The sequence below is a fragment of the Xanthomonas hortorum pv. pelargonii genome (genome assembly GCF_024499015.1).
Classification (GTDB): domain Bacteria; phylum Pseudomonadota; class Gammaproteobacteria; order Xanthomonadales; family Xanthomonadaceae; genus Xanthomonas; species Xanthomonas hortorum_B.
Map to the genome: position 1 here is coordinate 2,139,986 of NZ_CP098604.1, position 21,411 is coordinate 2,161,396.

21 protein-coding genes and 1 pseudogene are annotated in these 21,411 nt (G+C 64.2%); 8 read left to right on the plus strand and 14 right to left on the minus strand.

Going from position 1 to position 21,411, the window contains the following annotated elements; genetic code table 11:
- Positions 1-38: 38 nt before the first annotated feature.
- Positions 39-635 (minus strand): 4'-phosphopantetheinyl transferase family protein, encoded by a 597-nt coding sequence (locus tag NDY25_RS09525; RefSeq protein ID WP_256627900.1) that lies wholly within the window; start codon positions 633-635, stop codon positions 39-41.
- A 126-nt stretch (positions 636-761) separates the two neighbouring features.
- On the opposite strand from NDY25_RS09525, the gene NDY25_RS09530 reads away from it, so the two are divergent.
- Entirely contained in the window at positions 762-1,013 is a 252-nt protein-coding gene (locus NDY25_RS09530; protein ID WP_043889923.1) for a GlsB/YeaQ/YmgE family stress response membrane protein, read from the plus strand.
- A gap of 69 nt (positions 1,014-1,082) precedes the next feature.
- Here the strand turns inward: NDY25_RS09530 and NDY25_RS09535 are convergent, their stop codons facing one another.
- From NDY25_RS09535 to NDY25_RS09560, 6 genes and pseudogenes are all read right to left on the minus strand, one after another.
- On the minus strand, positions 1,083-1,520 hold the full coding sequence (locus tag NDY25_RS09535) for a GFA family protein (protein WP_168957508.1): 438 nt from the start codon (positions 1,518-1,520) through the stop codon (positions 1,083-1,085).
- A complete protein-coding gene (gene xth, locus NDY25_RS09540) occupies positions 1,517-2,296 on the minus strand; it encodes an exodeoxyribonuclease III (protein ID WP_168957509.1) in 780 nt (259 codons plus the stop codon). Before xth ends, NDY25_RS09535 begins: the two co-directional genes overlap by 4 nt.
- 52 nt (positions 2,297-2,348) lie before the next feature.
- Positions 2,349-3,605 carry a phosphodiester glycosidase family protein gene (locus NDY25_RS09545; protein ID WP_256627901.1) on the minus strand — a complete coding sequence of 419 codons (1,257 nt, stop codon included), beginning with the start codon at positions 3,603-3,605 and terminating at the stop codon, positions 2,349-2,351.
- The gene (locus tag NDY25_RS09550; RefSeq protein ID WP_006451661.1) at positions 3,595-3,717 is read right to left on the minus strand and encodes a hypothetical protein; all 123 of its coding nucleotides are present in this window, start codon (positions 3,715-3,717) and stop codon (positions 3,595-3,597) included. Before NDY25_RS09550 ends, NDY25_RS09545 begins: the two co-directional genes overlap by 11 nt.
- A gap of 2 nt (positions 3,718-3,719) precedes the next feature.
- The gene (locus NDY25_RS09555) at positions 3,720-4,922 is read right to left on the minus strand and encodes a TonB-dependent receptor domain-containing protein (protein WP_256627902.1); all 1,203 of its coding nucleotides are present in this window, start codon (positions 4,920-4,922) and stop codon (positions 3,720-3,722) included.
- A gap of 86 nt (positions 4,923-5,008) precedes the next feature.
- Positions 5,009-6,280 (minus strand): annotated as a pseudogene (locus tag NDY25_RS09560) (TonB-dependent receptor plug domain-containing protein); the annotation flags it as partial.
- A 103-nt stretch (positions 6,281-6,383) separates the two neighbouring features.
- Here NDY25_RS09560 and NDY25_RS09565 point away from each other — a divergent pair.
- Positions 6,384-7,532: an ROK family transcriptional regulator gene (locus NDY25_RS09565; protein ID WP_168957512.1), complete on the plus strand. Its 1,149-nt coding sequence runs from the start codon at positions 6,384-6,386 to the stop codon at positions 7,530-7,532.
- Positions 7,533-7,616: 84 nt separating this feature from the next.
- On the opposite strand, the gene NDY25_RS09570 is transcribed toward NDY25_RS09565, so the two are convergent.
- From NDY25_RS09570 to NDY25_RS09580, 3 genes are all read right to left on the minus strand, one after another.
- Positions 7,617-8,372: a hypothetical protein gene (locus NDY25_RS09570; RefSeq protein WP_168957513.1), complete on the minus strand. Its 756-nt coding sequence runs from the start codon at positions 8,370-8,372 to the stop codon at positions 7,617-7,619.
- Between the two features lie 35 nt (positions 8,373-8,407).
- Positions 8,408-9,277: a peptidylprolyl isomerase gene (locus NDY25_RS09575; RefSeq protein ID WP_256627903.1), complete on the minus strand. Its 870-nt coding sequence runs from the start codon at positions 9,275-9,277 to the stop codon at positions 8,408-8,410.
- A gap of 85 nt (positions 9,278-9,362) precedes the next feature.
- Positions 9,363-10,472, minus strand: coding sequence for a glycerophosphodiester phosphodiesterase family protein (locus NDY25_RS09580; protein ID WP_168957515.1), 1,110 nt, complete (start codon positions 10,470-10,472; stop codon positions 9,363-9,365).
- Between the two features lie 203 nt (positions 10,473-10,675).
- Here NDY25_RS09580 and NDY25_RS09585 point away from each other — a divergent pair.
- Positions 10,676-11,439, plus strand: a protein-coding gene (locus NDY25_RS09585) for an IS5 family transposase (protein ID WP_095574585.1) whose coding sequence is annotated in 2 segments (ribosomal slippage) — positions 10,676-10,991 and positions 10,991-11,439 — 765 coding nt in all. Because the reading frame shifts where the segments join, the coding sequence is not laid out codon by codon here.
- Between the two features lie 290 nt (positions 11,440-11,729).
- On the opposite strand, the gene NDY25_RS09590 is transcribed toward NDY25_RS09585, so the two are convergent.
- The 3 genes from NDY25_RS09590 to NDY25_RS09600 all read right to left on the minus strand — a co-directional run bounded on the left by NDY25_RS09590 (position 11,730) and on the right by NDY25_RS09600 (position 15,223).
- Positions 11,730-13,457: a cation acetate symporter gene (locus NDY25_RS09590; RefSeq protein WP_168957516.1), complete on the minus strand. Its 1,728-nt coding sequence runs from the start codon at positions 13,455-13,457 to the stop codon at positions 11,730-11,732.
- Complete coding sequence (locus NDY25_RS09595) at positions 13,454-13,771, minus strand: DUF485 domain-containing protein (protein ID WP_006451668.1); 318 nt, start codon at positions 13,769-13,771, stop codon at positions 13,454-13,456. The genes NDY25_RS09590 and NDY25_RS09595 overlap by 4 nt, the downstream gene beginning before the upstream one ends.
- A 69-nt stretch (positions 13,772-13,840) precedes the next feature.
- Positions 13,841-15,223, minus strand: a complete 1,383-nt coding sequence (locus NDY25_RS09600; RefSeq protein WP_168957517.1) for a DcaP family trimeric outer membrane transporter — start codon at positions 15,221-15,223, stop codon at positions 13,841-13,843.
- 295 nt (positions 15,224-15,518) lie between these two features.
- On the opposite strand from NDY25_RS09600, the gene acs reads away from it, so the two are divergent.
- Both acs and NDY25_RS09610 read left to right on the plus strand, forming a co-directional pair.
- Positions 15,519-17,462: an acetate--CoA ligase gene (gene acs / locus NDY25_RS09605; protein ID WP_168957518.1), complete on the plus strand. Its 1,944-nt coding sequence runs from the start codon at positions 15,519-15,521 to the stop codon at positions 17,460-17,462.
- 240 nt (positions 17,463-17,702) lie between these two features.
- Positions 17,703-18,371, plus strand: coding sequence for a response regulator transcription factor (locus NDY25_RS09610; protein ID WP_006451671.1), 669 nt, complete (start codon positions 17,703-17,705; stop codon positions 18,369-18,371).
- A 62-nt stretch (positions 18,372-18,433) separates the two neighbouring features.
- On the opposite strand, the gene NDY25_RS09615 is transcribed toward NDY25_RS09610, so the two are convergent.
- A complete protein-coding gene (locus tag NDY25_RS09615) occupies positions 18,434-18,928 on the minus strand; it encodes a hypothetical protein (protein WP_168957519.1) in 495 nt (164 codons plus the stop codon).
- Between the two features lie 277 nt (positions 18,929-19,205).
- On the opposite strand from NDY25_RS09615, the gene NDY25_RS09620 reads away from it, so the two are divergent.
- From NDY25_RS09620 to NDY25_RS09630, 3 genes are all read left to right on the plus strand, one after another.
- Positions 19,206-20,126, plus strand: a complete 921-nt coding sequence (locus tag NDY25_RS09620) for a DUF4424 domain-containing protein (protein WP_168957520.1) — start codon at positions 19,206-19,208, stop codon at positions 20,124-20,126.
- Positions 20,127-20,405: 279 nt separating this feature from the next.
- Positions 20,406-20,969 (plus strand): peroxiredoxin family protein, encoded by a 564-nt coding sequence (locus NDY25_RS09625; RefSeq protein WP_256627985.1) that lies wholly within the window; start codon positions 20,406-20,408, stop codon positions 20,967-20,969.
- Between the two features lie 3 nt (positions 20,970-20,972).
- Positions 20,973-21,176 (plus strand): hypothetical protein, encoded by a 204-nt coding sequence (locus NDY25_RS09630; RefSeq protein ID WP_168957522.1) that lies wholly within the window; start codon positions 20,973-20,975, stop codon positions 21,174-21,176.
- Positions 21,177-21,411: the final 235 nt, after the last annotated feature.

Consider the following 21,411-nt stretch of genomic DNA (forward strand, 5'->3'; position numbering starts at 1 on the left):
TGCTGCTGGCGACATAGCCGCCAGGTCGATCGCCGCTTTCAGTCGGTGGCCAACGGATAGAACGCCAGCGCCGCGCGGCGGTCCGGGGCGGCCCACCATTCGTGCAGTTGCCAGTGCGCGGCCTGACCGAGTTCGGGGTCGCACCACTGCAATTGCAGCGCGCCATCCGGCGCCAGTGCGTACGCAAGCCGATGCAGACCGAACGACAGGCCATGTCCGTAGGCCTTGAGTAGCGCTTCCTTGGCGCACCACAGGCGGAAAAACAGCGCGTGTTGCGCGTCCGGCTCCTGCGCAGTCAACAGTGCGATTTCGTCGGGATGGAAGAAGCGTTGCGCGATGTCCAGCAGGCGTGGGCGTGCGCGAATGCGCTCCAGATCCACGCCCAGCCGCACGCCTTCGCCCAGGCCGACCAGCAGGTACTCGCCGCTATGGCTCCAGCCGGTATCCCGGTTGGGCAAGGCCGGCTGCAGCGATGGACGCCCGCGTGCATCGCGCTGCAAAGGCACGTTTTCAGGGTCGATGCCCAGTGCCAGGCCCAGCAACTGCCGCGCCTGCGGTTCGCCGCGTTCGCCGTGCCGATGCGGGCGCAGCCACAGCTGCACCGGGCCATGCTGCCAGCTCGCGTTCGCTGTCACGTTGCGTCCACCAAACCGAACACTCGGCAGCGCGAGGTATCGCGCTCGACAGGTACTTCACGCCCGGCTGCGTTGAATGGCGGCCATGCACCACTTCCGGTGCACGCGTACAAGGAGATCGGCAACATGGGCATCATCATCTGGTTGATCGTCGGCGGCATCGTGGGTTGGCTGGCCAGCATCATCATGCGTCGCGACGCACAGCAGGGCATCATCCTCAACATTGTGGTCGGCATCGTCGGTGCGTTGATCGCAGGTTTCCTGTTCGGTGGCGGCATCAATCAAGCCATCACGTTGTGGACCTTCGTCTGGTCACTGCTGGGTGCGGTGATCCTGCTGGCGATCGTCAATCTGTTTACGCGTGGCCGTGTTCGCTGATTGAAGCGCAGTGTGATTGAAACAACGCCCGGGCTTGCCCGGGCGTTGTCGTTTCAGCCGCCGGTGACATCAACCGCTTGCCGGCGCGCGATCGGACGGATGGTGAACCCCATCTTCCACCGGCACGGCGATGTTCAACGCATAGGGATTGACGCCTTCCAGGCAACCGACGTTGTAGCCGTATTCGTTGGGATTGGAACGCCGCCGATGGTGCGTATAGATGCCGCACACACTGCAGAAATAATGCGCAGCCGTGTGCGTGTTGAACTGATACAGCCGCAGCACGTCTTCGCCCTGCAGCACATGCAACCCATCGAGCGTGACCGAGGCGACGATAGCGCCGCGGCGGCGGCACATCGAGCAATCGCAGCGGCGTGGATCGAGCAGGCCATGCGGTAGATCCAGATCGATCTGCACCGCGCCGCAATGGCAACTCAATCGATGCACAGGCCCGAGCGTGACCTCGCCCACCTTGTAGGTGCTGCGCCGTAGCGTGCGCTCGCTCATGCGTCGACGTCTGCCAGCCGCACCCACGCGGGTGCGTGATCGCTGGGGCGCTCCCAGGTGCGCGGTTCGCGGTCGATGCCCGATTCCACCGCGCGTGCGCGCAGCGCATCCGACACCAGGGTCAGATCGATGCGCAGGCCAAGATTGCGACGGAAACCGGCCTGGCGGTAATCCCACCAGCTGAACTGCTCGGCATCGTCGTGATGCAGACGGAACGCATCGTGCAGGCCCAGCGCGAGCAGTTTTTCCAGCGCCGCACGCTCGGCGGTGGAGGTGAGGATGTGGTGCTCGTTCCACACCGACGGGTCGTGCACATCGCGCGCATCCGGGGCGATGTTGAAATCGCCCAACACCACCAGCTGCGGGTACTTCTGCAGTTCCTGCGCCAGCCAGTCATGCACTGCGGCGAGCCAGCGCAGCTTGTAGGCGTACTTGTCGGTGTCCACGTCCTGGCCGTTGACCACATACAGATTGACGATGCGCACGCCATCGACGGTGGCGGCGATGACGCGCTGCTGCACGTCGTCGAAGCCGGGGATGCCCATCTGCACATCCAGCGCCGGCGAGCGCGACAGGATCGCCACCCCGTTGTAGGTCTTCTGCCCGCAGAACACGCTGCGATAGCCGGCCGCCGCCAATGCCGCATCCGGAAATTTATGGTCTTCCAGCTTGGTTTCCTGGATGCCGACCACGTCGGGTGCAAACGTGCCCAACCACTGTTGCAGATGCGGCAGGCGCACGTTGAGCGAGTTGACGTTCCAGGAGGCAATCTTCATGGCGCGGACCGTGGTTCAAACCACCAATGGTACCGCGCCGCTCGCTTGTCGCTTAAGGCTGCGGGGCGATGCGCACCCCGAGCTGGTTGGCAACCGGGCGTTCGCGCCCCGGGATGCCGGTGTGGATGGGGCGGTTGAGCGTACGCACGCGCCCGTCCACGCGCGCAGCCAGGGTGCTGGAGCCGCCGCCGTCCAGATTGATGGCAGAGGTGGCGCCGAGCTGCTGCAACACCGCGGTGAGCGCATCCAGGCTCATGCCGGCGCTGTAGCCGGGCTGGCGGCCGTCGGCGACCACCATCCACAGCGTCTTGCGTGCGCGATCCAGGCCCAGTGCGCTGCGTGGTTCGGGGCCGTCGTAGTACTCGGCGCGGCTGGCCTCGCGTGGCTGGCGCTTGCCGTCGAGCAGCAGCAGCGGGCCGGCGCCGACACCCATGCGGGTGCCGGAGGGGCAACTGCCGCGCACGATGCGCACCGCATTGCGCGCGCTCATGCACAGCGCTGCGTTGACGCGTTTATCGGTGGTGGCGGCGGCCGAATCGAGGTGGCCTTCATTGATCGACAGACCTTCGGCAGTGACGCCCTGCCCCGTGGCCGGCACGAATGCCTTGTCGAACAGATGCCCGCCATCGAACGGCAGGAAGTAATCGGCGTTGATCGCCAACGCCAGCTCGCCATCGCGCACGAACGCGGTAGTCGGATTGGCGAGAAATTCGCCACCGCCGCTGCGCTCGCCGCGCGTGCCGACCAGTTGCAGGCCGGGGGTGGCGAGATCGATTTCGGCGATGTGCAGCATCACCGGTTGCGGTGCGCTCACGGCTTGCCGCCAGTAGCGCACACCCGGCGCCAGCGTGATCGGCACGCCGGGTGCGGGCACCGGCTGCACCAGCGGTTCGATACTGATGCGATCGCGGGCGTGGGCCTGGTCCAACGCAGCCAGCACCGCGTCGATACGTGCCGGCGGCGTGCGCAGCGGCAGGCGCTGGCTGGGTGCGACTTGCAGTACCTGCACCAGACCGGCACAGCGCGCGCCGCTGCATGCCTTGCCATCAATGCCGACGCGTGCCGGGCCATCGGCATCGTCGGGCACCTGCAGGGCGATGCGATTGCGCTCGGCCGGTTTGCAGCGGCTCACCGCTGCGAGCACATCGTCCGGCCATTGTCCCCAGCAGTCGCCGCTGACGAGGGTTTCCATGGCCACAAACTGCGCGTCTGCCGGCGGCATTGCACCATTGTCGGCATTGGCGCTGCCGGCCAAGGTTGCCAGTAGTGCAATCAACAGCGCCGCTACGCCACGTCGATCAGAACGCATAGTCCACTCCCAGGTAATACGCACGGCCGTTGTCGAGCTGCTCGCGCATCAGTTGTTGGTCGGCACCGATCACCCGCGTCAGCCGCGCATTGCTGAGATTGCGGCCTTGCACGGTCAGGCGCAGTTGCTTGCTGAAACTCCACGCCAGCTGCGCGTCGTAGCTGGTGATCGCATCGTAATAGCGGTCGTTGACGCGGTTGTCGGTGGCGGCGGACAGCAGCTGTTGGCCGGTGTAGTTGGCACTGACACGCGCGCACTGAACGGGCCGATGTCGTATAGCAGGGAGGCGTTGGCGCTGCGCCTGGGCGATTCCATCAGGCCGGGCAGCGCGCGGCGGCTGCCGTCGGCCATCTGCACATCGGCGGTGCGCGGGTCGAGCAGGGTTGCGTTGAACATCGCGCCCAGGTTCGACCACGCACCGGGCAGGAAGTCGAAGCGCGTATCGATAGCAGTGAATTCGATGCCCTGCACCTGCGCATCGCCGGTATTGATCGCCTGGGTGGTGGTGACCTGATAGTTGCCGACCAGACCGCCGGGATCGCGCTGGGTGTCGGTGCTGGTCAGGCGCACGATTTCATCGCCGATACGCTTGTGGAACAGCGCCACCGACAGCTGCGAATCGCTGTCCGGATACCACTCCAGCGACACATCCAGATTGTCCGCACGGCGTGGACGCAGCAGCGGGTTGGCGATGCTGCGATTGATGGTCAAGCCGGTGCCATCCACCACCGGGCTGCTGTTCTGGCCGATGTCGGCGTAGGTGGGCAAACCAATGGTGCGGCTGCCGGCCATGCGCAGTTTCAACGCCGGCGTAATGTCCCAGACCAGGTTCGCCGACGGCAGCAGGAAGCGACGATCGCTGTCGGCCGATTGCTGCACGTAGTTTGTGCTGCTGCTCAGCGGTTGCGGCACCGCGCTGAGCACCTCGCGCTGCAGGTATTCGTTGCGCAGGCCGAACGTCGCCAGCGTGCGCTCGCCATGCCAGGTGCCCATGAGATAGGCGGCGCCATTGCGCTCGTCGATGCGGAAGTCGCTGATCGCGCTGTTGCGTGCATTGGTGTTGGCCAGCACGTAGGCGCCTGGCGAAGCGGCGGCGAAGGCGGCGACCTTGGCCGGGTCGATCAGCAACAGGCAGCTGAAATCGGCGTATGGGCAGATGCGAGCATCGTCGGTGCCAGTCGTTGCCAGAGTCACGCGGCCGGATGGATTGCGGCGGACTTCATCCAGGTTGTAGCGCTGCTGCAGATCGCGGTACTGCAGGCCGGTACGAACGCCCCAACCGCGCGCGTCGGCGTCGGCGTTCTGGCTGTAGTCCACTTTGAACGTTGTCGTGTCGGTGCTGCTTTTTCCACGCGGGTCAGGAAATACTGCTGGGTGTAGTTGGCCGCGTTGCCGTAATAGCCCGGGTCGACCAAGGCGATGCTCGGGCGCGCACCGTCGCTGAGCGCATATCCAAAGCCCAGGCGCGAGGAAGCAGCGGCGCTGAATATATCCTCGCGGGTGTCCTGCTGGTATTTGCCGGTGGCGCGGTTGAGCAGTACATCCACATGGCCTTCCGGATTGAGCCGGAAGCTGCCGCCGAGCTGCGCGTAACGCAATGTGCGGGTCTGATCGAAACGGTTGGCATCCACTTGCGCACTGCCTTGCGCGTAGCGGCCACTATCGTTGTCTGTGATCGTGGCGTTGCCAACGCGGTTGATCCATTGCGAGCGCCGTTGCTCGTCGTTGCTGTGCTCGAACGCGCCGGCGCTGAAGGCCAGTTTCACGTCTTCGCCGTCGTCGTATTCGAGCTTGCCGAACACGCTGCGGCGCTGGCGCACGTTGTCGTAGCTGAGCGGACGGAAACGATCCGGCGCGATCGCCAGCCCGTCCGGGTCCAGGCCGGGCGTGAGGTTCTGCCGCACACCGTTGGCGTAATAGCTGTAGCTGTCGATGGCGGTATTCAACGAGGACGAATCGCGGCGAAAGTAATCGGCCGACAGCACCACGCCGAAGCGGTTGTCCGGCCCGAAGGTGTCGCTAAAGCTGCCCTGCACCTGCCCGGACGGCGTGCTGCCTTGCAGATGCCGGCGGTTTTCCCAATCGGCCACGTTGGCACGCACGGTGGCAAAGCGGCCGTCGTGATCGAAGGCGCTACGCGTGCGCAGCGCGGCGATGCCGCCGATGGCGTTGCTGTCCATGTCGGCGTTGAAGGTCTTGTAGATATCCACCTGCTGCGCCAGCGAGGCGGGAATCACATCCAGCGATTGCACGCGCCGGCTGGTTTCGGTGGAGGGCAGCGCCACGCCATCGATCAACACATTGTTGTAGTCGGGGTTGAAGCCGCGCAGGCTCATGAATTGCGCTTCGCCGCGGCCGTTGTTGACCACCATCGACACGCCCGGCACGCGCTGCAGCGCCTCGCCCAGGCCGAAGTCCGGGATCGAGCCGATATCGTCGGCGGCCACGCCGTCGGAGACCACCGCCGCTTCGCGCTTGGCACCGATGGCCTGGCGGATCGACAGGTGCTGGCCGGAAACCTGCACCGCATCCAGCTGCACCGGGGCGGTGTCGCTGGCAGTGTCGCTAGCGGGCGCGGCAGGAACGGTCTCGGCGGCGTAAGCACTTAGGCTGGTGCCCACACAAAGCGCCAACAGGCAAAAACGGGGACACAGACGGGTGCGGAAACGTGACATGGGATGACCGACAATGGCAGAGCTCGTCAATTTAGTAACTTACTGTGAATTAATTATTTCAGCCGCAGCAGTTAAGCTAGCTTCCCCCGTGACACCGCTCGCCATGTCGTCCATTGCCACTTCTGCCTTGCCGCTGCACTCGCCGCCCTTCCCGGGCCTGAGCCTCAATGAGCGCGACATGCTGGAGCGCCTGCGCCTGGCCGGCGTGCTCACCCGCGCCGACCTCAGCCGCGGCACCGGGCTGACCGTGCAGACCGCGGTGCGCCTGATCGAAGGCCTGCAGGCGCGCGGCATGGTTCACATGGGCAGCGGCGTGGCCCGCGCCGGACGCGGCAAACCGGGCGTGGCTGTGTCGCTGAACCCGGCGCATGGCCACACGCTGGGCATCTCCATCGCCACCGATGCGCTGACCCTGGCGCTGGTGGACTTTGCCGGCCAGGTGCTGGCGGTGAGCGAGTTGGCCCTGGATGCCGGCAGTGCCGATGCGGTGCTGATGCAACTGCAGGCCGGCGATGCGGCCTTGCTGGCACGCCTGGACCACGCGCCTGGACCACGGCTGGGAATCGGGCTGGCGATGAGCGGATTTTTCACCGGTGAGAACGGGTGCATCAATCCGCCCGAACCGCTGCGCGCGCTCGGCGATTTCGCGCTGGCGCCCTGGCTGGCGCAGGCCTGCGCACAGCCGGTGTGGATGGACAACGACGGCAGCGTGGCGGCGGCTGGCGAAGCGATGCTGGGCGTGGGCCGTCGCCACCGCGATTTTGCCTATCTCTATCTCAGCTACGGCCTAGGCGGCGGCCTGGTCATCGACGGCCAGGTCATGCGCGGTGCGCGTGGCAATGCCGGTGAATTCGCCGGGATGTTGCCGGCGCAGAAACTCGAACGCGCCACACTGGAGTTACTACGCGAACTCGTCGCCGAAGACGGCATCGCGCTGCCGGACGTACGCGCGTTACTGGCCGCCTACGACCCGGCATGGCCGGCGATCGAGCGCTGGATCGCGCGCAGCGCGCCAGGCGTGTCGCTGATTGTCTCGGCGATCACCGCGGTGTGCGACCCGGAAGCCATCGTGTTTGGCGGCCGCCTACCCGCGGATCTGGCGCAGCGGCTGATCGCCGCCGTGCAGATCGACAACCTGCCGCGCCGCGGCCAGGCCCGCCCGATGCCGCTACTGCTACCGGCCGAAGCGCCGGCCGATGCCTGTGCGATCGGCGCGGCGACGCTGCCGTTGAAGGCGCGCTACTTCCGTTAGTGCCCGCCGGCAGCGACGTCGCCTGCCGTGCACGCCGTGCGTCAGTCGCCTTGCCGCTGGGGTGACGGCAGCCTGCCCGACGCGTCAGCGAGCGCAGCAGCTTGCATGCAGCTCCCGTGCAAGCATCACCACCTGCCGCTCCGTGGCGGCGTCCATCTCCTCGAACATCTCCTCACCGCGCAACGGCGCTGCAGCCGGCAACGGATGTCCGAACGGCTGCTGGGACACCAGTCGCCAGGCGTCGCCGTACAGCGGCTCGGCGGTCGCCAGCAGCGGCGAGGACACGAACTGATCCAGCACCGGCATCGCCGCCCGGTTGCCCTGCATCGCCATCGCCTCAAGGTCGGCCAGCACTTGCTCGGCGTCGGCACGAGCGGAAGGGGAGAGCGGTTGCGGCCTGCCGTCTGCGGCGACGGCGGGTTGGCGCTCCAACAGCAGGCGTGCGCGTCGACCCAGCAATTCGAGCTGCGCGTCGGTATTGCCGCCGGCGGCGGCCTGACGCAGCAGTTGTTCCACCTGCGCGTACTCGCCTTCGCCAATGTGCCGGCAAGCCGCCAGCTGGGCAGCATGGTCGCGTGCGCGTTGCGACACCACGGCGCGCGCACCAGGTGCCGCCAGGTCCGCATCGCCAACGGACGTCGCGGACCGCGCCGCCTCGGCAAGCATGGCGCAGTGGCTATAGGTCTGCGCGCGCGCATAAGACACCGCGGCACGCTCGCCCGACGCGGCAGCGGCAGTGCTGTGCGTCGTCTCTGCACCACCGGCTTGCGTCTTCGCTTCGGTCTGGAAGGCCTGCGGCGATCCAGTGCCACAGGCTGACAAGGCAAGCGCGTGCGGCACGAGGATCAGCCATCGGGACAGCGCGCCGTTCCCTCTCACTGCCGGATCCGCTGCGCATCAGCATCGGCGCTGCGCTGGCTCTGGTTCGAGGATGCCAGCGCCGCTGCCTCCGCAGAGCGTTCCTGCACCAGCTGGGCGATGGCGCGATCGCGCAGTTTTTCGCGCAGCTGCGCTTCGATCATCCCGCCCACGGTGTCGAGCGTGGCGGTGTGCTTTTCCTCCAGACGGATCAGGTGATATCCGCCAGGGCCGCGCACGGGGCCAGACACGTCGCCCACCGCCAGCGCACGCACCGGCACCTCGAACGGCGTGTCCAGGTAAAGGCCGAACATCGACGACAGCTGTCCCCCGTCGGCGGCAGTGGCGCCATCGTCGGACTCCTCGGCGGCCAGTCGGGCGAAATCGCCTCCACGCTCGATGCGACGGCGCAGCATCTGCGCACGCTCCAGGGCCTGCGCCTGGCTCAACGGATGACTGCGCCGCGGCGCCGACTCGGGTTGTTCAGCGATGAAGACATGGCTGAGTCGGAATTCGTCGAAGTCGCCCGGCCGCTCGGCAAAGCGCTTTGCGATATCGGCCTGCGACACCGTCACGCTCTGCAGCAGGTGATCGCGCTCGGCCTGCGCGAGCACGGTGTCGGCAGCCTCGCGCAGCAGGGCAGCCGTTTGCGGATCATCGGCAAGGCCTTGGCTCCTTGCGCGTTCGGCCAGGATCGCGCGTTCGATGGAAGCGGCGCTGTCCGCATTTTCGCGGCGTGCATGTTCTGCTGGCACAGCCTCTTCCCTCCCATCTGCGTCTGTCGGCGATGCAATGGCGGCCTGCGTGGTCATGCAGGCACCGAGCAGCAGCAACACGTAGCGTGTCGCGCGTGCAGGACCCACAGCAACGTTGAACAACTTGGACATGAGATCTCCCTCAGAAACAGCGGCGATTGACTATTTCCGGTCATCCGGTGCGACAACCTCGGCCGCACCGGATGCCGTCAAGGCGTTACGGTGCGTAATGCGAAATGCGCCGCCCGTTGATCTTCAGCGTACGCATGGTCGACTTCGGATCGTCGGTGGTAATCAGCCCGAACCGCTGCGACATCAGAAAACCGATATCGCCGCGATGGTCTGCGGTATCGGATTTCCCCTGATACGAGGAATACAGTTGCGACAATCGGTAGCAGCACGAACCGTTGTTGCTGATGAACTCGCCGGCACCCGGGCCATCGGGAATGGCCTGGAAGATGGCGATACGCTTGCCCTCGGCACGCGCTGCGTTCTTCTGGCCTTGCAACAGGCCATCATCCTGCTTGACGTTGATTTCCAGCGTGTGGGCATAGCGTTGCCATTCGACACGACTGGCCGGCACATCGATCTTCGACAACATGTTGGTGGTGTAGACCGGAATGGCATGCACATACTTCGCGTTACCGGCAAACGCGGCCGGGTGCGGGAACAACGTGGCGTTGACCTTCATCGCCACGACCTGCTCGGGATGATTAGGAAATGCCTTCAAGGCAGCGGTGTGTACCGCGCGCACGCCATCGGCGGTCTTAACGTCGAAGATCAGCGGCAGCTGCATGTTGTTGCGCTTCCAATACGCAAACAGCTCGTCCAAGCTGTACATCTCCCACCCGGTGACGGTGCCACGGTTTGGCGTGAGCAGGTGCAGTCGCTTGATGTTGGCCAACGACAGGCTGCTGACGAGCGGATTGGCGCCCAGGTTGGTGCTCGGGTTGTACTTGCCGCCCCCTACGACGGTGTACACGTCGGTGGTGCGCCCAAGATTGAAGTCGTGGCTCAGCACCGGCATGCCGTCCTGGGTCACCTTGACGTCCAGCTCCACGCCATCCATGCACTGCACGTCGGCATTGAGCACGGCGCGGCTGGAGTTTTCCGGAATCGATGGATCGCCCGAGTATTTGCCCCACAGGCCGCGGTGGGCCAGCACCAGGGTATCGGCGGTGAACTTGTCGTTGAGGATCTCCGCCATCTTGTTGGCGGTATTGCCGCACGATGCAGCAGCAAGTTGCGGCATGGCCGCCAGCACGGCCAGCGCGCCGAGCAGGCGGCAGGCACGGGCAAGGGGATGTGGAACGAGGGTGGTAGGCATGGTCTCTGTGTCCCGGTTGGGTGCAGCAAGGGCAAGGGATGGACGAGAGCCGACGGGTCGAGGCAATCAGCGAACTCGCTTGCAGCGCACTCGCCAGCCGGTCGATACCGGGGTGAGGCCAAGCCGTGCGTGATCAGCGTTCGGCTCGTTCGTCAATTTAGGGCCTGTTAACACTAATGGCCCGAGCGATTAAACTATTGGTCATGGAGATCACGCCAGCACAATTTTCTCTGATCGAACACTGCCTGCCGGCGCAGCGCGGCAATGTCAGCATGACCAACCTGCAAGTGGTCAACGCCATCCTTTACGTTGCCGAGCATGGCTGCAAATGGCGCGGCCTACCCAAGCGCTTTGGCAACTGGCATACGGTCTACACACGCATGAACCGTTGGGCCAAGGCGGGTGTGCTGGACCGGATGTTCGCCCAATTGCAGAAGTCCCAGATCGTGCGCATCAAGATCGAAGCAGTCTCGCTGGACTCCACCAGCGTCAAGGTCCATCCCGATGGCACGGGTGCATTAAAAAAAACGGCCCGCAGGCCGTCGGCAAGTCTCGCGGTGGATGGAACACCAAGATTCATATGGTTGCCGCAGATGCTCGAACAGCCATCACCTTTGGATTGACGCCTGGCAACGTGCATGACGCACCTGCAGGCCGCGCGTTGCTTGAACACCTGGGGCCAGTGGAGCGGCCGATTCATTTGTTGATGGACCGTGCTTACGAAGGCAACGAAACCCGCCAGTTGGCGCTCGATCTTGGCTTCGTGCCGGTGGTCCCGCCGAAATCCAATCGGGTCGAGCCTTGGGAATACAACCGGGAGATGTACAAGCGGCGTAACGAAGTGGAGAGACTGTTCCGTCGCTTGAAAGGCTACCGCCGGATTTTCTCGCGCTTCGAGAAGCTGGATGTCATGTTCCTTGGATTCCTCAGCTTCGTCCTAGTCGTTGATGGGCTTCGGATGTGTTAACAGGCCCTAGTCGCTCACCATGAATTAGCTATTTCTACGAGATGGCGATCACTGCCGCATGCGCAGTGGTGCGCGGCGAAGCGAAGCGATGCTTGAACTGGCAGGCGCGCATCACAATGCGTGAGGCGACAAGCCACCAACGTGGTCGGCACCTGTCGGATCCACTGACTGATGTAAACCCACATGCCCAGGCAACAGCGTTGGTGGGACCTCGCGGCGCGCGCCACCCAAAACGCAAGACGCCGGCACAAGGCCGGCGTCTGCGTGACAGCACTCAGTGATGCGGTGGATCAGTGACCGGACGCACCGGAAGCACCCAAACCGGTTTCAGCACGGATCTGCTGCGCCTTGAACGCGGAACGTTCGTTGGCCGCCTGCGGGCTGCGATCCAGGATCGAGAACAGCCAGATGCCGACAAAGCCAATCGTCATCGAGAACAGCGCCGGCGAGGTGTACGGGAACGGTGCCGAGCCAGCCGCATTGCCCAGCGTATCCACCCATACCGACGGCGACAGCACCGTCAACACCAGCGAGGAGATCAGGCCCAGGAAGCCGCCGATCACCGCGCCACGCGTGGTGCAGTTCTTCCACAACAAGGACAGGATCAGCACCGGGAAGTTGGCCGAGGCGGCGATGGCGAACGCCAGCGACACCATGAAGGCCACGTTCTGCTTCTCGAACACGATGCCCAGCAGCACCGCGATCACGCCCAGCACCAGGGTGGTGACGCGCGAGACCTTCAGCTCCGAACCCGGCGCCGGATTGCCCTTCTTGATCACCGTGGCGTATAGGTCATGCGACACCGCCGAAGCACCGGACAGGGTCAAACCTGCGACCACCGCCAGGATGGTGGCGAAGGCCACCGCCGAGATGAAGCCCATGAACACATTGCCGCCCACTGCATTGCCGACCAGCACCGCCGCCATGTTGGCCGCGCCCTTGCCGCCGTGAATGGTGCCGGTGGCAACATCGGCAAACTGCGGGTTGGTCAGCACCAGCGCGATCGCACCGAAGCCGATGATGAAGATCAGGATGTAGAAGTAGCCGATCCAGGTGGTGGCCCACAGCACCGACTTGCGTGCCTGCTTGGCATCGGGAACGGTGAAGAAGCGCATCAGGATGTGCGGCAGGCCGGCGGTGCCGAACATCAGCGCCATACCGAAGGAGATCGCCGAGATCGGGTCCTTGACGAAGCCGCCCGGCCCCATGATCGACAGGCCTGCTTTGGCTGCGTCCTCCGGCGATGCACCACCGTTGGCCGCAATCGCGGTCTTGACCCGCACGCCCTCGGCAAACAGCGCCTCGAAGCTGAAGTTGAAGTGCCACATGATCGCCACGGCCATGAAGGTCACGCCGGTCAGCAGCAACACCGCCTTGATGATCTGCACCCAGGTGGTGGCGGTCATGCCGCCGAACAGCACGTAGACCATCATCAGCACGCCGACCAGCGTCACCGCCACCCAGTAGTCCAGGCCGAACAGCAACTTGATCAACGCACCGGCGCCGACCATCTGTGCGATCAGATAGAACAACACCACCACCAGCGTGCCCGATGCGGCAAAGCTGCGGATCGCGGTCGGTGCGAAGCGATAGCCGGCCACGTCGGCAAAGGTGTACTTGCCGAGGTTGCGCAGCCGTTCGGCCATCAGGAAGGTCAGGATCGGCCAGCCGACCAGAAAGCCGATCGCGTAGATCAGGCCGTCGTAGCCGTTGGCCATCACCGCTGCGGTAATGCCCAGGAACGAGGCCGCCGACATGAAGTCGCCCGCGATCGCCAGGCCGTTCTGGAAGCCGGTGATGCCGCCGCCGGCGGTGTAGAAGTCAGAGGCCGATTTGGTCTTGGCCGCCGCCCATTTGGTGATCCACAAGGTGCCCAGCACGAAGAAGCCGAACATGCCGATCGCCACCCAGTTGGTGGGTTGCTTGTCGACCTGGCCCATGTCGCCGCCGGCGGCCAGTGCGAGGCCTGCCGGCAGCAGGCCGGCCAGAATCAGGAGAAGGCGCGAAGTCTTGCTCATTTGCGGGCTTCCTCCAGGATCTGCGCGGTCAGCTGGTCGTAGGTGTTGTTGGCACGACGCACGTAGATGGCGGTGATGATGATGGTGAACACCATCACCCCGATCGCGATCGGAATGCCGATCGAGGTCACCCCGGCGCCGATCGGTTTGGCGAGGAATTCCTTGTCGAAGGCGATCAGGCCGATGTAGCCGTAATAGGCGAGCAACATCAGCACGGTCAGCGTCCAGCCCAGCGTGTTGCGTTGGCGTTTGAGCGCGTGGTACTTCGGATTGGCATCGATCTTGGCGATCAGTGCTTCATTCGAGACGGTCATGGTCTGTCTCCTGGAGTGCGGGCGGCACGGCCCGCCCACATGCGTGGCGGGCCACCGGCGGGGTGAATCTTAGAAGCTGTACTTGGTGGTGAACTGCAGGCGCGAGATGTCGCCGGAATCGCCGTTTTCAGCTTCGCGGCGGCCGTACATCAGCTCTGCACCCACATCGACCTTGGGCAGCGGCGAATAGAAGACGTTGGCGCGGATGCTCTGCTGCGATTTGCTCGCCAGCCCGCCGGTATTGGCGATGTCGTGGTCGTAATCCACGCGCGAATACATGATGGTGCTGCGCAGCTTGGCGTTGTAGTCGTGGCGCCAGGCCACCCAGCCGGCCACGGTGCTGACGGTCTGGATGTTGCCGTCCATGTCGATTTCCACGTCCGAGCCGTTGCCCAGACCCAGATAACGCCCCAAGCCTTCGCCGTAGCTGAGCTGATAGCGCAGGTCGTTGTTGGAGTTGATGATCCAGCGCCCACCGCCGGCGATGGCGCCGCCGAAGTCGGTGTCGTTGGTCAGCGCGCTGCGCGTGCGGTACTGGCGCGCGATCGCCGACAGCCCGAACGTGCCCCAGGTGCCCTTCCAGTTGTAGCGCGCGGTCAGGTCCGGCATCGCGCCATGGTCCGAGGCCAGGATGGTGTTGCCGCCTTGATAGGGCGTGGTCAGCGTTTCGGGATTTTCTGCCGACACGCTGAAGGCGCCGCGGGTGTAGCGAATCTGGGTCTGACGGCTGAACAGCGCACCGTCGGTCGGCCCGACGATGTCGGCGGCCTCGGGCAGGATCGTGGAATCGATGAAGTTGGACCAGGTCTGGCCGGCCAGCCAGTTATTCCAGCTCATGTAGGCGTGCCGCAAGGTGCCGCCGTACAGATTGTTGACCTGGTTGGCCAGCGCGTTGCCGAAGAAATCCAGTTCGATGAAGCCGGTGAGTTTGTCGCCGTTATCGGTGACGGTGTCCACGCCCAGATTGAAGCGCGAGAACTTGGCATGAAAGTCGGTGTCGGTGCTGGAGGCCTGGCCGCCGACCGGCGTCTGCGTCGGGATGTACAGGTACCGCCCCACCGCGCCTTCGGGCAATGCGCCGTCGCTGGTGCGGGTGGTCATGAAGTCGGCCTTGATGAAACCGCCAAAACGAAACGTTGTCCCCGGCAACGCGTTCGGCGTGATGCTGCTCAGCTGGATCGGCTTCTTGCCGGCAGGCACTACAGGTGCGGCCGGCGTCTGCGCCTGCAAGGTGCGCACCTCGGTCACCTGCGTCTGGGTCTGGGCAATCTGGCCCTGCTGTTGCTGCTGTGCAGAGACCAGCAGTTGTACCTGACGCTCGAGCTCGGCAATGCGCGTTTCCAATGCCTTTTCCTTGGCCGTTTGCGCGAAGGCAACGCCCGGCAAAATGCTCGCCAAAAACAACGCAGCCGCCAACGGATGGCGCACCAATGGTGCAGTACGGTGTTTCATAGACCCCTCTCCCCAATGAAGGCCTCGCGCTTGATGGCGATGCTGTGCGGAGCGTGAGGCAGTCCGCACTTGCGAGCCTATTCGCCTTTGGTCGTAGCTGCAACGCAGCATTCCACAAGGTGACCGATCGTCGCACTAGAACCGGGAACGGATTTGGGATAACGCGCTCTGGCGGTTAAGACCAAGGTCTAAGGCCCGGTTGAACGCCGGGACAGAATGGATACGGCACACTGATTGTCTACCGAGGGCGGCTGTCGCGCTCTCTTCCGACAAGTTCATCGCAAGTGAGGGTGCCATGGCTGATGTTTATCCCGTCGATCCCGCGTTCGCCGCTGATGCGCGCATTACGCGCGAGCAGTACGCAACGCTGTACCGCGAATCGATCGAACACCCCGAGCAGTTCTGGGGCAAGGCCGCGCAGCGGCTGGAATGGTTCAAGCAACCCACCCAGGTAAAGGACGTCAGCTACGCGCTGGACGACTTCCATATTCGCTGGTTCGGCGATGGCGAGCTCAATGCCAGCGTCAACTGCCTGGATCGCCAGCTGGCCACGCGCGGCGACAAGACCGCGCTGTTGTTCGAACCCGACAGCCCGGACGCCGAATCCTATCCGGTCACCTATCGCCAGTTGTACGAGCGCGTGTGCAAGCTCGGCAATGCGCTGCGCAATCTCGGCGTCAACAAGGGCGATCGCGTCACCATATACATGCCGATGATTCCCGATGCGGCCGTGGCCATGCTCGCCTGCGCGCGCATCGGTGCGGTGCACTCGGTGGTGTTCGGCGGGTTTGCCGCCAACTCGATCGCCGACCGCGTGATCGATTGCCAGAGCAAGCTGATCATCACCGCCGACGAAGGCTTGCGTGGCGGCAAGAAGATTCCGCTCAAGGCCAATGTCGATGCCGCATTGAAACTGCCCGGCACCAACACGGTAGAAACGGTGCTGGTGGTGCGACACACCGGTGGTGCGGTCGAGATGCAGGCACCGCGCGATCGCTGGTTCCATGATGTGGTCGACGGCCAGCCGGCCGAGTGCGAACCCGAGCGCATGAACGCGGAAGACCCGTTGTTCATCCTCTACACCTCCGGTTCCACCGGCAAGCCCAAGGGCGTGCTGCACACCACCGCCGGCTATCTGTTGTTTGCCAGCTATACGCATGAAGTGGTGTTCGACCTGCGCGAGGACGACATCTACTGGTGCACCGCCGATGTGGGCTGGGTCACCGGCCACAGCTACATCGTCTACGGCCCGCTCGCCAACGGCGCCACTGCGGTGATGTTCGAAGGCGTGCCGAATTACCCGAACGTCTCGCGCTTCTGGGATGTGATCGACAAGCACAAGGTCAGCATTTTCTACACCGCGCCCACCGCGATCCGCGCACTGATGCGCGATGGCGAAGCGCCGGTGAAGAAGACCTCGCGCAAGAGCCTGCGTCTGCTCGGCAGCGTTGGCGAGCCGATCAATCCGGAAGCCTGGCGCTGGTACTACGAGGTGGTCGGCGACAGCCGTTGCCCGATCGTGGACACCTGGTGGCAGACCGAAACCGGCGGCATCCTGATCTCGCCGCTGGCCGGCGCGGTCGATCTCAAGCCGGGCTCGGCCACCCTGCCGTTCTTCGGCGTGCAGCCGGCGCTGGTCGATGCCGAAGGCAAGATCCTGGAAGGCGCCACCGAAGGCAATCTGGTGCTGCTGGATTCGTGGCCAGGCCAGATGCGCTCGGTCTATGGCGATCATCAGCGTTTCATCGACACCTACTTCCGCACCTATCCGGGCAGCTACTTCACCGGTGACGGCTGCCGCCGCGATGCCGATGGCTATTACTGGATCACCGGCCGCGTGGACGATGTGATCAACGTATCCGGCCACCGCATCGGCACCGCCGAAGTGGAAAGCGCACTGGTCTCGCACCCCAAGGTCGCCGAGGCGGCGGTGGTCGGCTTCCCGCATGACGTCAAGGGCCAGGGCATCTATGCCTATGTCACCTTGATCGCTGGCGAGACCCCGAGCGAAGAACTGCACAAGGAGTTGATCACCTGGGTGCGCAAGGAGATCGGCCCGATCGCCTCGCCGGATCACCTGCAATGGGCACCGGGCCTGCCCAAGACCCGCTCGGGCAAGATCATGCGCCGCATCCTGCGCAAGATCGCCGAGAACGCACCGGACCAACTCGGCGATACCTCGACCCTGGCCGATCCGTCGGTGGTGGATTCGTTGGTGAGCGAACGACTGACGCGCTGACGCGCGTTGGGAATGGGGAGTTGGGAATGGGGAATCGGCAGAGCGGTTCCCTGAGGAGTGGAGAGTCGAGAGTGGGATTGGGGATTCGTAAAAGCGGGTTCCCGACCCACACATTCATTCATCGCTGCCAATTCTCATCTTCAAAGTCACCACACCGCTGTTGTCGTTGCTTGCCTTGCTGCTCTTCGCTGTTGCCTTTGCGATTCCCCACTCCCGATTCACGATTCACGGCCCCCCTCAATGACCACCCTGCTGATCGCCGACGACCATCCCCTGTTCCGTGAGGCCTTGCGCGGGGCGGTGCAGCGCGTGATGCCGGGAGTGCTGTTGTTCGAGGCCGACACGGTGGATGCGTTGTACACCCTGGCCGATGCGCAACCGGATGCCGATCTGTTGTTGATGGATCTCAACATGCCGGGCGCGCAGGGGTTCAGTGCGTTGGTGCACATGCGTTCGCTGCATCCGCAGTTGCCGGTGGTGGTGGTGTCGGCACGCGAGGAACCCACCGTGATGCGTCGTGCGATCGACCATGGCGCGTTCGGTTTCATTCCCAAATCCGCAGACTCGGACACCATCGGGCGCGCGTTGGCCACGGTGCTCGATGGCGAGCGCTGGATCCCGGCCGAAGCGCAGAACCTGCCGCCCACCTGCAGCGAAGAACGTGAAGTGGGCCAGCGCCTGCGCGATCTCACCCCGCAACAATTTCGCGTGCTGCAGATGCTCGGCGCCGGGCGCCTCAACAAGCAGATCGCCTACGACTTCGGTGTGTCCGAGGCCACCATCAAGGCGCATGTCACCGCGATCCTGCGCAAGCTCGGCGTCACCAATCGCACCCAGGCGGTGCTGATGGCCGGCAAGCTGGCCATCGATGCCGACGGCATCGTGCTGCCGCCACCCGAGGAAGACTGAGCCCGGCCGGCACACTGCTGCGGCCATCAGTCACCACGTTTCGGTGCATCCGCAGACTGCAATCAGCGCAAAGACCGGCCGGTGCAGACCTTTGACGTGCTTTGCGGCGCTGGCACGTGCCACACCTCGTTGTCGTGTTCGTCGCTGCCTTCGTAGAGGGCGTAGCGGCCATCGTCCTGGCGATGCATGGTCGGGCTGAAGGTGATGAAATCGACACGGCCGTCCGGGCCGATGAACTGCATCTCGCCTCCGCACACGAAATTGGACCCCGGTTCCTGACCCAGCGCAGCGCAGGTCACCTGCGAGGTCTGCGCACGCACGACGCGGCTCACCTTCGGCTGGATCAGTCCACGGTCGGCGGCATCGCAGAAATAATCGGCGATGACCGTGCGCATCTCACGCTGCGACGGCATCCACGGCGGGCAGCTGTAGGCATCGGCAGTGCAGCTAGGGACAACGCCCGCACCCTCGGGGTGGTCGGGCGCAGCAGCGAAAGCAGTTTGAACTGGCAGCAACAGGCATGCGGCCGCAGCCAGCAGGAAAATATGGGAAGGCATTGAACGTGCGGGTTCGGCATGGGGAGGAGAAATCTACCTTATGCCCACGGCGCCCGTTTCGGCTGATGCGCGTGCACTGCATTGCGTTTGCCACGCAGTGCGCTGCATCGCAGCGTGCGATGCGTGCGGTACACCGCGACTGGCCCGGTGACAGGTCCTCGCCCTGGTAGACGCCAGCACCCGATGCTGCGCATGCACTCACTCTGCCAGCACTTTCAAGCGCATGGCATGCTGTGCGCCTGCGGCGCGTCGGTGCGTGCCGGTCTCCGGGGAACCCATGCACACGTTTTCTCAACCGCGCAGCCCGCTCGTGCTGGCCCTCGTGCTGGCCGCGCTCGGCTGCACCAGTGCGCAGGCCAACGACAGCAGCTTCGGCGACGACAACGGCACCATCCGCCTATTGCATCAGCCCGATATCAGCATGGACAAGGAAGCCTTGCTGCTCAGCGAGGAGCGCGTGCAGGTGGACTATGTGTTCACCAACAACAGCGAACGTGCGTTGACTGTGCCGATCGCCTTCCCGATGCCGCCGATGTATTTCGGCATGGCCGACCACAGCGAGCTGACCGATTTCAAACTGTGGGTGGACGGCAAACCGATCGCCACCACGCGCAAGCTCGTCGTGCTGCTGGACGATGGCAGCGACATCTCCAAGGCGTTTGCCGCAACCGGTTGGAGCATCGGCGATATCGCCGCGTTCGCTGAGTCGGGCAACGTGCCAAAAGGACGCAAGCCATTGCCCGCGCGCTGGATCGACACCGACCAGCAGCCACGCTTCACGCTCAGCGAGTATTTCGTCTGGCAGCAGCTGTTTCCCGCGCGGCGCAGCGTGCAGATCCGGCATGCGTACGCGCCCAGCGTGTCCACCGGCGTGCCGCGGAGCAGCGCGTTCCTGCTGGAGTCGTATGCGAAAGACACCTGTATTGAGCCCGCGACCAGAACCAGCATGCAACGCCGCGAAGGTGAGCACGGCCTGGGCTGGGCCAACCTGCGCTATGTGCTGACCACCGGCAAGAACTGGAACGGCCCGATCAAGGATTTTCAGCTGACCATCCGCAAGCAAGCGGCGAGCGACATGCTCAGCCTGTGCTTTGACGGCGCGCTGAAAAAGATCGACCCGCTGACCTTCCAGTTCAAGCAAACCAATTTCATGCCGATGCGCGATCTCAACCTGCTGTTCGTGCGTCGTCCCGAGTGACGCACGTGCGCGCCGACTCGCACATCGACAACGCATACATCCATCCGCAAAGCGCAATAACGATCGACACGCTAAACCCATGCTGCGCAAACGCTGCACACACCCAGCCGCATTTCTAGCAAGCCCAAGCGCGCTGGCGTGATCGCAGCCACACCCGTGCACCGCGCGCCATCTCAGTTGTCGATATCACCATTGACCATCAGCTGATGCCCGGGCAAGTCTCGGACTCCCAGGACGCTTTGCGGAGATGGCATGACACGACGTGTTCCCTGGCTCTGGATCGGCTTGCTGGTGGCGTGTGCATTGATCGCAGCACTGGCATGGCAGAACAAACAACTGCGTGCGCAACAACAGCGGCTGCAGACCCGCATCAGCACACCGTATGACGGCATGTACGTGCCGCGCATCGAAGTGACCGATACGCAGGGCCAACGTCATCTGCTTGGCGCGCCGCAGGGCCAGGCGCAGGTGCTGTTCTTTTTTACCACCACGTGTCCGTACTGCCAGCGCTCGGCACCCACTGTGCTGCGTACAGCGCGGCAATTACAGGCCAATTTGCCTGGCCGGCCCCAGTTACTTGGCGTGTGCCAGTGCGATGCGGCGCAGGCCGCGCGCTATGCGCATGTGCATGGCTTCGATTTTCCGGTGGTCACGTTGACCGATCGTCGCGCGCTGATGTTGTTTCGCGCGCGCAACGTGCCGCTACTGATGGCCATCGATGGTGCAGGGCGCGTGCGCCATTCCCATCTGGGCGTGTTCGATACCACGGAGCGGGTGCAGTACCTGGTTGCCGCATTGCGCCGCACGGACGCGCCAGCGGCTTTTGCAACGGTGAAGGAGTAATGCATGAAGAAGCGTTGGGTAACTTTGCGGAGTGCGTTGATGGCGGCGACGTTTCTGGCCAGTACCGGTTTCGGTGCATTCCAGGTGATGGCAGTCGATAACGCACAGCCGAAAACCGAATCGTGTAGTGCATGGGCCTGCAAGGCGGAGTGTCCGGAGTTTGGCAGCGATTTAGGACAAGGCAACGTCTGCTACTGCTGCGGTTAAGAGCGGCGATCAAGACCACTGAGTAGCGGCCAGGCGGCCGCGGCCGGTGTTCGCTACGTTTGGTTGGCAATTCTAGGTTCACGGCGGGGTCCCCCGGGCCCCGCCGTTTGCTTGCCAGCATCACTGCGTGCAGCAGACCGCGGTTGTGCCAGGCCAACTTAGGCTTTGGGGCAGGAACGACGCGCTGAACCAACGCCAGCCGTTATGCTGCACTGCAGCGTGATCTGTTCACTTA

What these genes read in the sequence shown, in the direction of transcription:
- NDY25_RS09535 (WP_168957508.1), bottom strand. Translation starts at nt 1,520, where the DNA reads ATGAGCGAGCGCACGCTACGGCGCAGCACCTACAAGGTGGGCGAGGTC.
- NDY25_RS09615 (WP_168957519.1), bottom strand. Translation starts at nt 18,928, where the DNA reads ATGCCTTCCCATATTTTCCTGCTGGCTGCGGCCGCATGCCTGTTGCTG.
- NDY25_RS09620 (WP_168957520.1), top strand. Translation starts at nt 19,206, where the DNA reads ATGCACACGTTTTCTCAACCGCGCAGCCCGCTCGTGCTGGCCCTCGTG.
- NDY25_RS09575 (WP_256627903.1), bottom strand. Translation starts at nt 9,277, where the DNA reads ATGTCCAAGTTGTTCAACGTTGCTGTGGGTCCTGCACGCGCGACACGC.
- NDY25_RS09610 (WP_006451671.1), top strand. Translation starts at nt 17,703, where the DNA reads ATGACCACCCTGCTGATCGCCGACGACCATCCCCTGTTCCGTGAGGCC.
- NDY25_RS09565 (WP_168957512.1), top strand. Translation starts at nt 6,384, where the DNA reads ATGTCGTCCATTGCCACTTCTGCCTTGCCGCTGCACTCGCCGCCCTTC.
- acs (WP_168957518.1), top strand. Translation starts at nt 15,519, where the DNA reads ATGGCTGATGTTTATCCCGTCGATCCCGCGTTCGCCGCTGATGCGCGC.
- NDY25_RS09630 (WP_168957522.1), top strand. Translation starts at nt 20,973, where the DNA reads ATGAAGAAGCGTTGGGTAACTTTGCGGAGTGCGTTGATGGCGGCGACG.
- NDY25_RS09545 (WP_256627901.1), bottom strand. Translation starts at nt 3,605, where the DNA reads ATGCGTTCTGATCGACGTGGCGTAGCGGCGCTGTTGATTGCACTACTG.
- xth (WP_168957509.1), bottom strand. Translation starts at nt 2,296, where the DNA reads ATGAAGATTGCCTCCTGGAACGTCAACTCGCTCAACGTGCGCCTGCCG.
- NDY25_RS09590 (WP_168957516.1), bottom strand. Translation starts at nt 13,457, where the DNA reads ATGAGCAAGACTTCGCGCCTTCTCCTGATTCTGGCCGGCCTGCTGCCG.
- NDY25_RS09530 (WP_043889923.1), top strand. Translation starts at nt 762, where the DNA reads ATGGGCATCATCATCTGGTTGATCGTCGGCGGCATCGTGGGTTGGCTG.
- NDY25_RS09580 (WP_168957515.1), bottom strand. Translation starts at nt 10,472, where the DNA reads ATGCCTACCACCCTCGTTCCACATCCCCTTGCCCGTGCCTGCCGCCTG.
- NDY25_RS09595 (WP_006451668.1), bottom strand. Translation starts at nt 13,771, where the DNA reads ATGACCGTCTCGAATGAAGCACTGATCGCCAAGATCGATGCCAATCCG.
- NDY25_RS09600 (WP_168957517.1), bottom strand. Translation starts at nt 15,223, where the DNA reads ATGAAACACCGTACTGCACCATTGGTGCGCCATCCGTTGGCGGCTGCG.